Raw genomic sequence first — 13,204 nt, forward strand, 5'->3', positions numbered from 1 at the left:
CGATGCCACCCACCGACAACAGCATAGTCACGTCGCCACGATCTCGCCCAAGCCGTCGGCGGGAAATTTTGCCGCACCGCCCCCCCCAACGGGCTCGACATCCGTTAAGCTCGGCGGCTAACGAGTTCCCACCGGTCGACTGGATCGATGAATACGCTGCTACTGGTTCTGATTCTGCTGCTGGTCGCCTCGGCGACCGGTGTCATCACACGCTTCGTCCCCACGCTCCCGACCCCGCTGATACAGATATTGCTCGGCGCCCTGCTGGCATGGCCGGCGTCGGGGCTGCACGTCGAACTCGAGCCGGAAATATTCCTGCTGCTGTTCATTGCGCCACTGCTGTTTTCCGATGCTCGACGCTTCCCCCAGCGTGAGTTCATGATCCTGCGCGGCCCGATCCTGGCGCTGGCATTGGGGCTGGTGCTGTTCACGGTGGTCGGGGTCGGCTACTTCATCCATCTCCTGTTCCCGACGCTGCCGCTGGCAATCTGCTTTGCCCTGGCGGCGATCCTCTCGCCCACCGATGCGGTGGCGGTATCGTCGATCTCCGGCCGGCTGCCGGTACCGCCGCGATTGATGCGCATTCTCGAGGGGGAGTCGTTGATGAACGATGCCTCCGGCCTGGTGGCGTTCAAGTTCGCCGTCGCGGCGGCGCTGACCGGAACCTTCTCGCTGACCGACGCGGCCGGGAGTTTCCTGCTGATTTCGATCGGCGGCCTGGTGGTCGGCGGATTGCTGGCCTTCGGTTTCAATTTCCTGCGCACGCGACTGATCGAGCGGCACCTCGGCGAGGCCACCACGGTACAGGTCATCCTGCTGGTGCTGCTGCTGCCCTTCGCCGCCTACCTGCTGGCCGAGCACCTCGGCATGTCCGGTATCCTCTCGGCGGTGGCCGCCGGCATGGTGATGAATCGCGCCGATATCAAACGCGTCGGCCAACTGCACACCCGCATGCAGACCCAGGCGGTGTGGGAAATGCTCGAATTCGTCCTCAACGCGCTGGTCTTCCTGCTGCTGGGATTCCAGCTGCCGGCGATCATCAGCGCCGCGCTGGATCACTCGCTGCACGACATCGGCGACTTCGAATTCCTGCGCCTGCTGGGTTACGTGGCGGCGATCTCGATCGCCCTGCTCGCCTCACGTTTCGCCTGGATCTGGCTGGCCCGGGAAGTGGGCCGCGGGCTTACCAGGCTGAGCGGTTTCCTCGGCAGACGGCCACGGCTGCCCTCGCCGGACAGCCGCGGCCGTGTGCCGTTCAAGCTGATGCTGGCGGCAACACTCGCCGGCATTCGCGGCACCATCACCCTGGCGGCGGCATTGTCGCTGCCACACGTCATGGCTGATGGCACCCCCTTTCCTGCCCGCGAACTGCTGATCTTCCTGGCGACCGGCGTGATCCTGTTCACCCTGATAACCGGCAGCATCGGCCTGCCGCTGGTGCTGAGAAATCTCAAGATCCCGGCCGATACCCACGAGTTCGAGGAGGAGCGCAAGGCCAGAATCGCCGGCGCCGAGGCCGCCATCTATCGCATCGAACGCTACCACCACGATCGCACCGGCGAATTCGCCCGCGACAAGACCAATGACGAGACGATCATCGCCTTCAACGACATCAGTTCGCAGTTGATGAGCTATTATCGCGAGCGCCTGACGCTGCACTCGACGGAGACGTCGACGCCACAGCTCGCCGCCTTGCGCCAGCTCGAGCGCGACACCCGCCTGGAAGCGCTGCGCGCCGAGCGCCGCGAGTACTACAAGCTGCGCCAGCGCGACCGCATCAACGACAGCGTGCTGCGCAAGCTGGTCCGCGAGGTCGATCTCGCCGAAGCGGCGCTGACCGGAGACCAGGGTGCAGCGCATCACTGATCGGCACGCTGAACACGCAAGCTCGAGCGACAGTCTCGAGCGTCACTACCGAACGACATCCTCGATCCGGAGACGAGACATGCCCCGACCGTTCTTCCGCCCCCTGCGCCTCGCGCTGATCACCGCCGGCCTGCTGGGTTTCACCGCCGGCGTATCGGCACAGGCGACACCGCCGGCCGAATCCGCACAGGAGGCGACGCCATCCGTTCCCGGCCTGATCGTTGCCAGGAGCGACGCTGGCGTGCACGAGACCGCCATCCGCTTCGCCGAACAGGCTCGCACCAGCGGCATGACCGTATTCGCCCGAGTCGATCACCGCCAGGGCGCGATGTCCCGCAGCATGGCGCTGCTGCCCAACGAGGTGGTCATCTTCGGTGACCCCAAGGGTGGCACGCCACTGATGCAGTGCGCCCCGACTGCCGGCATCGACCTGCCGATGAAGGCCCTCGTCTGGCAGGATAACGACGGCCAGACCTGGCTCGGTTACAACGACCCGGCATGGATCGCCCGACGCCACGGCGTCGCCGACTGCTCCGCCGTCGAACCGCTCCAGCAGGCGATGCGGAAGCTGGTCGAGGCGACATTGCGGGAGGAGTGACGCAAAGGGAAAAGCCGCCGCGCCTGTCGGATATGGTGATCTGACAGACGCGGCGGCTTTCGTTGACGCGAGAACAATCACCTCACGCAGATCTTGCCTTTCGTGGTATCACGCGCTCCGGACCTGGGGCACGTCGTCCATCAGCTTGTCGAGGGTGATCGGCAACTCGCGGATGCGCTTGCCGGTCGCGTGGTGGACGGCGTTGGCAACGGCCGCAGCCAGGCCAGTGACGCCGATCTCGCCGATGCCACGGGCGCCGTATTCGTTGAACGCCAGGTCCGGGTAGTCGAGCAGGATCACGTCGATCTCCGGCTGATCGGCATGCACGGGGACCACATACTCGGCGTAGTCATTGTTGACCGGCCGGGCGTTGCGCTCGTCGTATTCGGTCGCTTCGAACAGCCCCATGCCGATACCCATGACCACGGCACCTTCAACCTGGTTGCGCGCGGTGGTCTCGTTGATCACTCGGCCGACATCGATTGCGCTGACCACGCGGGCGACGCGCAGGCGCGAGATGCCCGGGTCCCAGCGCACTTCGACGAAGTGGGCCCCAAAGGAGCGGTAGGAGTACTTCGAATCCGCCCCTTCGGTATGCGCCTCGCCATCGGCGCTGCCGTACCGGCCCGCCTGGAGGATGTCGGCGAAGCTCACCTGCTTGCCATCGGCGTTGCGCAAGCCGCCATCCGCGACTTCCAGATCGTCGCTGGAGGCCCCGGCAAAGGCTCCGTTGCTACCTGTGGCATAGCGCTTCATTTCATCGAGCGCGTTGCGCGCGGCTCCGGCAATGGCTGGCAGCGTGGTCGCCGTCGCCCAGGAGCCGCCGGAAACCGGCCCGTCGGGATAGGAGGAGTCGCCGAGCTTGACGGTAATGCGATCGATGGGGATGCCGGTCACATCGCTGACCGCCTGGGCCACGATGGTGTAGGTGCCGGTCCCGATATCCTGGGTGGCGCAGGAGGCAAACGCGGTGCCATCGGCGCGAATCGAGACCCTCGCATCGCAGGCCATCTTGAGCGCTTCCCAGTTGCACGCCGCCATCCCGTAGCCAACGATCTCGCGGCCCTCTTTCATGCTGCCGACTTCCGGCTTGCGGTCTGCCCAACCAAACCGATCGGCGGCCCGCTTCGTTGCCTCGACGATATGGTTGCTCGAGAACGGCAGGTCTTTGCTCTCGTCGCGCTCGGCGTAGTTGTCGAGACGAAACTGGACCGGGTCGATACCCACGGCGTCGGCCATTTCGTCGATCGCCGACTCCAGCGCGAACAACCCGGGCGCGGCGCCCGGGGCGCGCATCGAGGTGGGCGTGCCGCGATTCACCTGGGTCGTCTCGTGGCTGACGGTGAGGTTGGGACAATGATAGAGGCTCTTGGTGACGCTGCCGCAGGTCTCGACGTACTGGTCGGTGTAAGAGGTCGTGTTGATCGACTCGTGCCGCAGCGAGACCAGCCTGCCGTTGTCGTCCGTCGCCAGACGCAGGCGCTGACGCGTTTCCGGTCGATGCCCGGTCGTGGTGAACATCTGCTGGCGCGGCACGACGAGTTGAACGGGACGTCCCAGCTCGCGGGAAGCTGCTGCGGTGGCGATCGCATGGGGCCAGGTCCACAGCTTGCTGCCGAAGCCGGAACCGATGTAGGGCGCGTGGACGGTGATGCGCTCTGGTGGAATCGCGAAAATCTTGGCGAGGGCGTTTCGCGCCACCACGACCCCCTGGGAGGCATCGAAGATCGTTAGGTCGCCGTTGTCCCACCACGCCGTGGAGGCGTGCATCTCCATCGGATTATGCGTCTCCACCGGCGTGCGGTAGGTCGCATCGATGGTGGCCGCCGCGCTATCGAAGGCGGAGGCCGCGTCTCCGCGATCGTGATTGCCGCTGCCGGCCTGGGTGCCGTTGGCCTCGACGCCCTGATCGAGATTGGCCACGGCCTTGTCCGCCGCGTAGGTCACCTTGACCCGGCGTGCCGCCGCTCGGGCATTCTCGAAGGTGTCCGCGACGACCAGCGCCACGAACTGACCGTCGTAGTAGACGCGCTCATCCTCGAACGGCAGCCGGGTCTCTTCGACCTTGTTGCCCTGGGCGAAGCTCGACGGCGTCCGGTACAGCGACGGGAAGTGGCTGTGGTGGAAGATATCGATGACGCCCGGCATCTGGCGGGCTTCGTCGACGCTCAACTGCGAAATCTTGCCACTGGCGATGGTGCTGAAGACGCCGTAGCCGTAGGCCAGGTTGGGTGGCAGGTTGTCGGCAGCGTAATTGGCACGTCCGGAGAGCTTGTCCGGGCCATCGATGCGCGGCACGCCTGCGCCGATGATGCTTTGCGGTTTGTCGCTCATGGTCGATTCTCCTCGCGGGCGATCAGGCGGCGGTCAGGTCGGAAAGATTGCGCACGATGGCCTGCTGGCCGAGCGGAATCTTGTAGCCGTTCTGGGAGTAGGCGATGGCATTCTCGAAAGCGAGCTTTGCGGCCTCGGCAAAGAGTCGTTCGCTCGCCGACTTGCCCTTGAGTGCAGCCTCCACCTCCGGTGCCCGCCACGGCTTGGTGCCGACGCCACCCATCGCCACGCGGGCATCCGTAATGGTGTTGCCATCCATCTGCACGATCACCGCGCTGGAGGCGAGCGCAAACTGATACGACTGGCGGTCGCGCAGCTTGAGATAGCCCGAGCGGCTGCCGTCGAGCGGCGCATCCAGCACCACATGGGTAATCAGCTCGCCCGGTTCCAGCGCATGTTCCCGTGCCGGGGTATCGCCCGGCAGCAGATGGAAGTCGGCGAAATCGATCTCGCGGACGCCTTCTGGCCCCTGTACTTCGATGGTGGCGCCGATGGCGATCATGGCGACGCACATGTCCGAGGGGTGCGTGGCGATGCAGTCATCGCTGGTGCCGAGCACTGCGTGAACGGTGCGGTTGACGCCGCCGATCGCCGCGCAGCCGCTGCCGGGCTCGCGCTTGTTGCAGTCGGAGACGCCATCGCGGAAATAGGGGCAGCGCACCCGTTGCATGACGTTGCCGCCGGTAGTGGCCTTGTTGCGCAACTGGGTCGAGGCGCCCGCCAGCAGCGCCTGGGACAGCACGGCGTAATCCTCGACGACACGCCTGTCGCGCGCCAGCGCGGTATTGGTCACCATCGCGCCAATACGCAGGCGACCGTCGTCCAGGCGCTCGATCTCGTCGAGGGAGACACCGTTGATGTCGACGATCTTGTCCGGCTGCATGACGTCGAGCTTGACCAGATCCAGGAGCGTCGTACCGCCGGCGAGAAAAGAGACCTCGCGGTCGCTCCCGTGGGCGGCCACCGCCTGCTGCGCACTCTCGGCGCGGGCGTAGTCGAAATGTCTCATGCGTTGCCTCCCTTCACGGCGCCTCGAGCTGACTGGATCGCCGCGACGATGTTCTTGTAGGCGCCGCAGCGGCAGATATTGCCGCTCATTGCCTCGCGCACGTCGGCGTCACTGGTGCCGATGGAGTCGTCCTGCAGGATCGCCACCGCGCTCATCATCTGGCCCGCCGTGCAGTAGCCGCACTGATAGGCATCGTGTTCGAGAAACGCCTGCTGGATCGGATGCTGCTGGCCGTTCTTCTCCAGCCCCTCGACGGTGGTGATCTCGTCGCCGTCGTGGGTGACCGCCAGGCTGAGACAGGAGTTGATCGCGGTGTCGTTGACCAGGATCGTGCAGGCGCCGCACTGGCCATGATCGCAGCCCTTCTTGGTCCCGGTGAGGCCGAGACCGTGGCGCAGCGCGTCGAGCAGAATCACGTTGGGTGTCACGTCCAGTTGCTGGCGCTGGCCGTTGACGGTCAGCGTGATCCGCTGCTTGCCCTCGGCGGGCGGTGCATCGGTCTGCGTTGCAGACTGGTCGGGGGAGCCGGCGTAGCTCACCTGGGAGAGCGCCGGGGCCGCCGCCACGACCAGGCCGGAAACACCCGCCGTCTGCAGAAAGCGCCGGCGCCCTGGAGAGCGGGGCTGAGTCGAGTCGTTTCCGGGCTCGTAGATACCCACACCCGTGCTCGATCGTCGGTTGTCGTCCATGGAGTCATCCTCATCAGTTTCCGCCCGATCCTTTTCGTTATCGCTATCGAGATCGTTCGTGTCGGGCGCGCCTCAATGTCGCCCGCGCGTCTGGTCTGTAAGCCCGCGAGGCAGAGGCAGGCAGCGAGAGTTCGCTGGCCGGGGAGTCGGTTGGAAGCCGTCGTGTCAGGCGACGGCATCACAGTCAACTTAGAGGAGGATAGCGGCGGTCGCAAAGCGGCGGATGACATTCAGGAGTAATCCGCCGCGATCGTGGAGGAATGGGCATGATGCCCCGCTAACAGGCTGGCCTTTTTACCTACACTACCGTATGTTTTTGCCGAACCCGCTTCGTCACAGGGATACGAGACATGACTGCTCCACGGAATGGCATCTGGTTGCTGGCAATCGCCGGTGGCCTATCGATCAGCGCCTCGGCCGCCGCCGCCCAGCCCGAATGGGAAGGTACCGTCGGTGCTGGAGCGATCTACAGCCCGGACTATCTGGGTAGCGACGACTACGAATGGAATGCATGGCCGTCACTGGACGCCACCTATGGCGATACGTTTTTCGTCAGCGTGACCGATGGCATCGGCTGGAACGTGATCAGGCAGGACAATTGGCGGGTCGCCCCGTTCATCGGCTACACCTTTGGCCGCGACGACACCGGTGACATCGATGATCTCGATCAAGTCGACGGTGGCGCCACCGCCGGACTGCGCGTCAGCTACCTCGATGACGCCTGGCGCTATAGTGCCGCCGCAGAGACGCCCTTCAGCGGCGACATCGATGGCTATCGCGTCAAGTTCAAGGCGACATATGTCACCAAGCTCGGCGAGCGCATGGCCTTCACCATCGGGCCACGCTTCGAGTACACCAGTGCCGACTGGACCGAGGACATGTTCGGCGTCTCGAACCGCGAGAGCGCACGCTCCGGTATCAAGGCGTATGATCCGGATGACGGCTATTTTGCGATCGGCGGCGATGCGTCACTGAGCTACTACCTCACCCGGCAGTGGTCGATCACCGGCCTGGTCGGCGTGGCACGCCTCACCGGCGACGCCGAGGATAGCCCGATCGTCGACGATCTCGGCGACGCCACTCAGTGGCGAGCGGGCGCCTTCATCAACTATCACTTTTGACGCCGGGCACTTCTGACACCGAGCACTGGTGACATCGCCAGGGGCGTCCCACGCCGCCCTCTCTGCAAAAACGCCCGCCCCGGCATCGACCGGGGCGGGCGTTGTCGTCTTTCAGCGTACAGCGTCTAGCGCTTCAACTCGGCACCGAACTCAAGCATCCGATTCAACGGCACCAGCGCCTGACGCGCGATGTCGGGGTCGACATGGATCTCCTGGCCGCAGCCGTTGGCGTCTGCCAGCACCGCCAGGGTGTTCTCGAGGCCGTTCATCGCCATCCACGGGCAGTTGGCGCAGCTTCTGCAGGTGGCGCCATTGCCTGCCGTGGGCGCGGCCATGAAGGTCTTGCCCGGCATCAGTTGCTGCATCTTGTAGAAGATGCCGCGATCGGTGGCGACGATGAAGCTGGGGTTGGCGAGCTTCTGGGCCGCACTGATCAACTGCGAGGTGGAGCCGACCACGTCGGCGATCTCCACCACCGACGCCGGTGATTCCGGATGCACGAGCACGGCGGCCTGCGGGTGCAGCGCCTTGAGATCGAGAATGCCCTTGGCCTTGAACTCGTCATGGACGATGCACTCGCCGTCCCAGCAGAGCACATCGGCGCCGGTTCGCTCGCGCACATAGTGGCCCAGGTGGCGATCCGGCGCCCACAGGATCTTTTCGCCTTGCCGGTCGAGATGATCGATCAGCTCCACCGCGATCGACGAGGTCACCACCCAGTCGGCACGCGCCTTCACCGCCGCCGAGGTGTTGGCGTAGACCACCACGGTGCGCTCCGGATGCTGGTCGCAGAAGGCGGAGAAGGTATCCGCCGGACAGCCGATGTCCAGCGAGCAGGTTGCCTCCAGCGTGGGCATGAACACCCGCTTCTCGGGGCTCAGGATCTTGGCGGTCTCGCCCATGAAACGCACCCCGGCGACGATCAGCGTGGTCGCCGTGTGATCCTTGCCGAAGCGCGCCATCTCCAGCGAGTCGGCGACGCAGCCGCCGGTCGCTTCCGCCAGCGCCTGGATCTCGGGGTCGGTGTAGTAGTGCGCGACCAGCACCGCATTACGCGCCTTCAACTGCGCCGCGATGCGCGCCCGATAGTGCGCCTTGGCGCCCTCGTCGAGCGTCGGCTGCGCCTGGCCCGCCAGATGCTCGCGAACGCGACCCCGTTCCAGTTCCGCCATCGCGTCGTCTCCGTCAGTCCTGCAGCCACTCGGTGTGGAAGGTCCCGTCGCGATCGACACGCTTGTAGGTGTGAGCGCCGAAGAAATCGCGCTGGGCCTGAATGAGGTTGGCCGGCAGTTTCTCGCTGCGATAGCTGTCGTAGTAGGCGATCGCCGAGGAGAACGTGGGTACCGGAATGCCGCTCTGGACCGCATGAGCGATCACGTCTCGAAGCGCTGATTGGTAGTTGCCGGCGATATCGCCGAAGTACGGCGCCATCAGCAGGTTCTTGAGCTCGGGATTCTCCTGGTAGGCGTCGGTGATCTTCTGCAGGAAGCGCGCGCGGATGATGCAGCCGGCGCGGAACAGCTTGGCCACTTCGCCGTAGTTCAAGTCCCAGCCATGATCCTCGGAAGCGGCACGCATCTGGGCGAAGCCCTGGGCGTAGGAGGCGATCTTGCTGAAGAAGAGCGCCTTGCGCACCTTTTCGATGAACTCCTGCCTGTCACCTTCGAGCGGCGTCTCCTTGGGGCCCTTGAGCACCTTGGAGGCCTCGACACGCTCGTCCTTCAGCGCCGAGATGAAGCGCGCGAAGACCGACTCCGTGATCAGCGGCAGCGGCACGCCGAGATCGAGCGCGCTCTTGCTGGTCCACTTGCCGGTACCCTTCTGCCCCGCCGAGTCGAGGATGATATCGACCACGTCGTGATCGCTCTGGTCATCCCGCTTGGTGAAGATCTTGGCGGTGATATCGATCAGGTAGCTGTCGAGCTCGCCCTCGTTCCAGTCGCTGAACACCTCCGCCAGCTCGGCATTCGACAGCCCCAGCGAGCCCTTGAGGATCGCGTAGGCTTCGCTGATCAGTTGCATGTCGCCGTATTCGATGCCGTTGTGGACCATCTTGACGTAGTGGCCGGCGCCATCCGGGCCGACATAGGCCACGCAGGGCTCGCCGTCGTCGGCACGCGCAGCGATCTTCTCGAGGATCGGCGCCACCATGTCGTAGGCTTCCTTCTGGCCGCCCGGCATGATCGAAGGCCCTTTCAGCGCGCCCTCCTCGCCACCGGAGACGCCGGTGCCGATGAAGTTGAAGCCCGCCTCGGAGAGCTCCTTGTTGCGGCGAATGGTGTCCTCGAACGGGGTATTGCCGCCGTCGATCAGGATATCGCCCTGGTCGAGGTGCGGCGTCAGCGACGCGATCGTCTTGTCGGTAGCGTCGCCCGCCTTGACCATCAGCAGGATGCGGCGCGGGGTCTCCAGCGATGCCACGAACTCCTCGACGCTATAGAACGGTACCAGCTTGCTATCGGAATTTTCCTGCATCACTTCATCGGTCTTTTCCCGCGAGCGGTTGAAGATCGATACCGTGTAGTCACGGCTTTCGATGTTGAGCGCCAGATTGCGTCCCATGACGGCCATGCCGACGACACCGATTTGCTGTTTGGCCATTACCTTGTGCTCCTTGCGAAAATGAAGCCGTCACGCGGCGATAACGATGACGGTAGTGTAAGCCACAGAGGCGAATCATCCGAATCGCCTATGATTTTCCGATTTCACGCTGCGAAGTGGGAAGCGCTGAAGACGTGCATTCATGTGCTCACCTAGTGGGCTTCGTCCCAGTTCGCCCCACTATTGGCGTCGACGATCAGCGGGACATTGAGTTTGGCTGCATCCTGCATCCGGCCCCGGATCGCGACGAGGAAGTCGTCGACCTGACTCCGCTCGACCTCGAACACCAGCTCGTCGTGCACCTGCATCACCATCCAGGCGTCGAACTCGGCCTGGCCCTTGGCCGGGTTGAGCCAGTGGTGCACGTCGATCATGGCGAGCTTGATGATGTCCGCCGCGGTGCCCTGCATCGGCGCGTTGATCGCGGTGCGTTCGGCGGCTTGGCGCCGGGCGTGGTTCTGGGCCTTGATCTCCGGCAGGTAGAGTCGCCGTCCGAATACGGTTTCGACGAAGCCGTCTTCGCCGGCCTGGGCGCGGATATTGTCCATGAACCTGGCCACGCCCGGGTAACGGTCGAAGTAGCGATCGATGTAGACCTTGGCCTGCTTGGCGTCGATATGCAGCTGCCGGGAGAGCCCCCAGGCACTCATGCCGTAGATCAGCCCGAAGTTGATCGCCTTGGCGCTACGCCGCTGCTCCGCGGTGACCTTCTCCAAGGCGACGCCGAAGACTTCCGCCGCGGTGGCGGCGTGGATGTCGCGGTCGTTGGCGAAGGCGTCCAGCAGGCCCTTGTCATCGGAGAGATGGGCCATGATCCGCAGCTCGATCTGCGAGTAATCGGCGGCGACGATCCGATAGCCATCGCGAGCGACGAACGCTTGGCGGATCTTGCGCCCCTCCTCGGTACGAATCGGGATGTTCTGCAGGTTGGGATCGGACGACGACAAGCGCCCGGTGGCGGTGACGGCCTGGTGGTAGCTGGTATGCAGCCGGTTGGTCGCCGGGTTGACCAGCCGCGGCAACTTGTCGGTGTAGGTCGACTTGAGCTTGGTCATGCCGCGATGGGCCATGATCAGCTTGGGCAGCGGATAGTCCAGCGCCAGCTCCTCGAGCACCGCCTCGGCAGTACTCGGTGCGCCCTTGGGAGTCTTCTTGATCACCGGGATCTTCTGCTCCTCGAACAGGATCTCGGCGAGCTGCTTGGGCGAGCCCAGGTTGAACTCTTTGCCGGCGAGTTCGAAGGCCTCGGTCTCCAGTTCGCGAATCCGCCCCTCGAGCGCCTGACTCTGGGTGTGCAGGCGCGTGGCATCCAGCGCCACGCCGTTGCGCTCCATGTGCGAGAGCACCGGAATCAGCGGCCGCTCGAGGGTATCCAGCACCTCGGCGAGGCGGCCAGCATCTTCCACCTTCGGGCGCAGTTCGCGATGCAGGCGCAGGGTGATGTCGACGTCTTCACAGGCGTAAGGCACGGCTTCTTCGAGGGCGATCTGGTTGAAGGTGAGCTGCTTGGCCCCCTTCCCGGCGATCTGCTCGAAACTGATGGTCTTCTCGCCGAGATACTTCAGCGCCAGCGAGTCCATGTCGTGGCGCGTCGCCGTCGAGTTGAGCACGTAGGACTCGAGCATGGTGTCGTCCAACCCACCAGCGACGCGAATCTCGTAGTTCGCCAATACCGAGATATCGTACTTGAGGTTCTGGCCGATCTTGCCGATCCTCGGGTCTTCCAGCAGCGGTTTGAGCGCCGCCAGTACGCCGTCGCGTTCGAGTTGCGCGGGCGCATCGAGATAGTCGTGGCCGACGGGAATGTAGGCCGCTTTACCCGGCTCCAGCGCCAGGCCGATACCGACGATCGCGGCTTCCATGTAGTTGAGGCTGGTCGTCTCGAGATCGAAACAGAACGCCTCGCTGGCCTTCAGCCGCTCGAGCCAGCTATCGAAGGCGGCCTGGGTCAGCACCGTCTCGTCTTCCCGGCTGGAGGTGGCAAGCGCGGCGTCTTCCTCGATCCCGCCACTGGCCGCCTCGCCGAGCTTCGCCCGGCTGCCGCTCTGGACGTCATCGACGCCTTCATCCTTGCCCTCGAGCAGCTCGGTCAGCCAGTTCTTGAACTCGAGCCGCTGATAGAGCGACTTCAGCGCCTCGCGATCCGGCTCGGCCAGATGCAGGTCGTCGAGCCCGACCGGCAACTCGCAATCGGTCTTGATCGTGGCCAGCTCGTAGGAGAGGTAGGCTTGCTCACGATTCTCTTCCAGCTTCTTCGGCATGGTCTTGGCGCCGCGAAAACTCAGCGTGGTGACGCGCTCGAGATCGGCGTAGATCGCGTCCAGACCACCCCCGATGCCCTGGAGCAGCCCCAGCGCGGTCTTCTCGCCAACCCCGGGCACACCCGGGATGTTGTCGACCTTGTCCCCCATCAGCGCCAGGTAGTCGATGATCAGCGCCGGCGGGATACCGAACTTGGCCTCGACCCCGGCGACGTCGAGGGTCTCGCCCTTCATGGTGTTGACCAGCGTGATGTGCTGGTTGACCAACTGAGCCATATCCTTGTCACCGGTGGAGATCACCGCATCGCGCCCGGACTCGGTGGCGAGCCGGGCCAGCGTGCCGATCACATCGTCCGCTTCCACGCCCTCGATGCACAGCAGCGGCAGGCCGAGCGCCCGGACGCAATCGTGCAGCGGCTCGACCTGCGGGCGCAGGTCGTCCGGCATCGGTGGCCGGTGCGCCTTGTACTCGGCGAAGATCTCGTCGCGGAAGGTCTTGCCCTTGGCATCGAACACTACCGCCATGGGGCTCTGCGGATACTGCTTGATCAGGCTCTTGAGCATTGCCAGCACGCCGCGAACGGCGCCAGTGGGCTGTCCATCGGAGGTGGAAAGTGGCGGCAGCGCGTGAAAGGCGCGATAGAGATAGGACGATCCGTCAACGAGGACGATGGGGGCATCTGCCATGAGCTGCATGATCCGTGGCTGGCTTTCGATGAACTCAT

The 13,204-nt window shown here is 64.6% G+C and carries 9 protein-coding genes; 3 read left to right on the forward strand and 6 right to left on the reverse strand.

Translation table 11 applies throughout. The features are described 5' to 3' along the window. Positions 1-147: 147 nt before the first annotated feature. A complete protein-coding gene (locus tag DOM54_RS03715; RefSeq protein WP_110715017.1) occupies positions 148-1,866 on the forward strand; it encodes a Na+/H+ antiporter in 1,719 nt (572 codons plus the stop codon). A 79-nt stretch (positions 1,867-1,945) separates the two neighbouring features. Beyond that, positions 1,946-2,464 (forward strand): DUF302 domain-containing protein, encoded by a 519-nt coding sequence (locus DOM54_RS20220; protein ID WP_206018996.1) that lies wholly within the window; start codon positions 1,946-1,948, stop codon positions 2,462-2,464. Positions 2,465-2,572: 108 nt separating this feature from the next. On the opposite strand, the gene DOM54_RS03725 is transcribed toward DOM54_RS20220, so the two are convergent. Genes DOM54_RS03725 through DOM54_RS03735 form a run of 3 tightly spaced genes read right to left on the reverse strand, consistent with a single transcriptional unit; the run spans position 2,573 to position 6,496 of the window. After that, positions 2,573-4,798 carry a xanthine dehydrogenase family protein molybdopterin-binding subunit gene (locus tag DOM54_RS03725; protein WP_110715018.1) on the reverse strand — a complete coding sequence of 742 codons (2,226 nt, stop codon included), beginning with the start codon at positions 4,796-4,798 and terminating at the stop codon, positions 2,573-2,575. Between the two features lie 22 nt (positions 4,799-4,820). Next, positions 4,821-5,807, reverse strand: a complete 987-nt coding sequence (locus DOM54_RS03730) for an FAD binding domain-containing protein (RefSeq protein ID WP_110715019.1) — start codon at positions 5,805-5,807, stop codon at positions 4,821-4,823. Beyond that, positions 5,804-6,496: a (2Fe-2S)-binding protein gene (locus DOM54_RS03735; RefSeq protein ID WP_110715020.1), complete on the reverse strand. Its 693-nt coding sequence runs from the start codon at positions 6,494-6,496 to the stop codon at positions 5,804-5,806. The genes DOM54_RS03730 and DOM54_RS03735 overlap by 4 nt, the downstream gene beginning before the upstream one ends. Positions 6,497-6,846: 350 nt before the next feature. Here DOM54_RS03735 and DOM54_RS03740 point away from each other — a divergent pair, with 350 nt between their 5' ends. Next, positions 6,847-7,617, forward strand: a complete 771-nt coding sequence (locus tag DOM54_RS03740) for a MipA/OmpV family protein (protein WP_110715021.1) — start codon at positions 6,847-6,849, stop codon at positions 7,615-7,617. Positions 7,618-7,742: 125 nt separating this feature from the next. Here the strand turns inward: DOM54_RS03740 and nadA are convergent, their stop codons facing one another. The 3 genes from nadA to polA all read right to left on the reverse strand — a co-directional run bounded on the left by nadA (position 7,743) and on the right by polA (position 13,166). Beyond that, complete coding sequence (gene nadA / locus DOM54_RS03745; protein WP_110715022.1) at positions 7,743-8,789, reverse strand: quinolinate synthase NadA; 1,047 nt, start codon at positions 8,787-8,789, stop codon at positions 7,743-7,745. A 13-nt stretch (positions 8,790-8,802) separates the two neighbouring features. After that, complete coding sequence (gene gndA / locus DOM54_RS03750; protein WP_110715023.1) at positions 8,803-10,218, reverse strand: NADP-dependent phosphogluconate dehydrogenase; 1,416 nt, start codon at positions 10,216-10,218, stop codon at positions 8,803-8,805. A gap of 152 nt (positions 10,219-10,370) precedes the next feature. After that, positions 10,371-13,166 carry a DNA polymerase I gene (gene polA, locus DOM54_RS03755; RefSeq protein ID WP_110715133.1) on the reverse strand — a complete coding sequence of 932 codons (2,796 nt, stop codon included), beginning with the start codon at positions 13,164-13,166 and terminating at the stop codon, positions 10,371-10,373. Between the last annotated feature and the right edge of the window lie 38 nt (positions 13,167-13,204).

The sequence above is a fragment of the Salinicola acroporae genome, from assembly GCF_003206615.1.
Taxonomy (GTDB): domain Bacteria; phylum Pseudomonadota; class Gammaproteobacteria; order Pseudomonadales; family Halomonadaceae; genus Salinicola; species Salinicola acroporae.

Coding starts and splice junctions, on each gene's coding strand:
- DOM54_RS03715 (WP_110715017.1), top strand. CDS start 148: ATGAATACGCTGCTACTGGTTCTGATTCTGCTGCTGGTCGCCTCGGCG.
- DOM54_RS03725 (WP_110715018.1), bottom strand. CDS start 4,798: ATGAGCGACAAACCGCAAAGCATCATCGGCGCAGGCGTGCCGCGCATC.
- gndA (WP_110715023.1), bottom strand. CDS start 10,218: ATGGCCAAACAGCAAATCGGTGTCGTCGGCATGGCCGTCATGGGACGC.
- polA (WP_110715133.1), bottom strand. CDS start 13,166: ATGGCAGATGCCCCCATCGTCCTCGTTGACGGATCGTCCTATCTCTAT.
- DOM54_RS20220 (WP_206018996.1), top strand. CDS start 1,946: ATGCCCCGACCGTTCTTCCGCCCCCTGCGCCTCGCGCTGATCACCGCC.
- DOM54_RS03740 (WP_110715021.1), top strand. CDS start 6,847: ATGACTGCTCCACGGAATGGCATCTGGTTGCTGGCAATCGCCGGTGGC.
- nadA (WP_110715022.1), bottom strand. CDS start 8,789: ATGGCGGAACTGGAACGGGGTCGCGTTCGCGAGCATCTGGCGGGCCAG.
- DOM54_RS03735 (WP_110715020.1), bottom strand. CDS start 6,496: ATGGACGACAACCGACGATCGAGCACGGGTGTGGGTATCTACGAGCCC.
- DOM54_RS03730 (WP_110715019.1), bottom strand. CDS start 5,807: ATGAGACATTTCGACTACGCCCGCGCCGAGAGTGCGCAGCAGGCGGTG.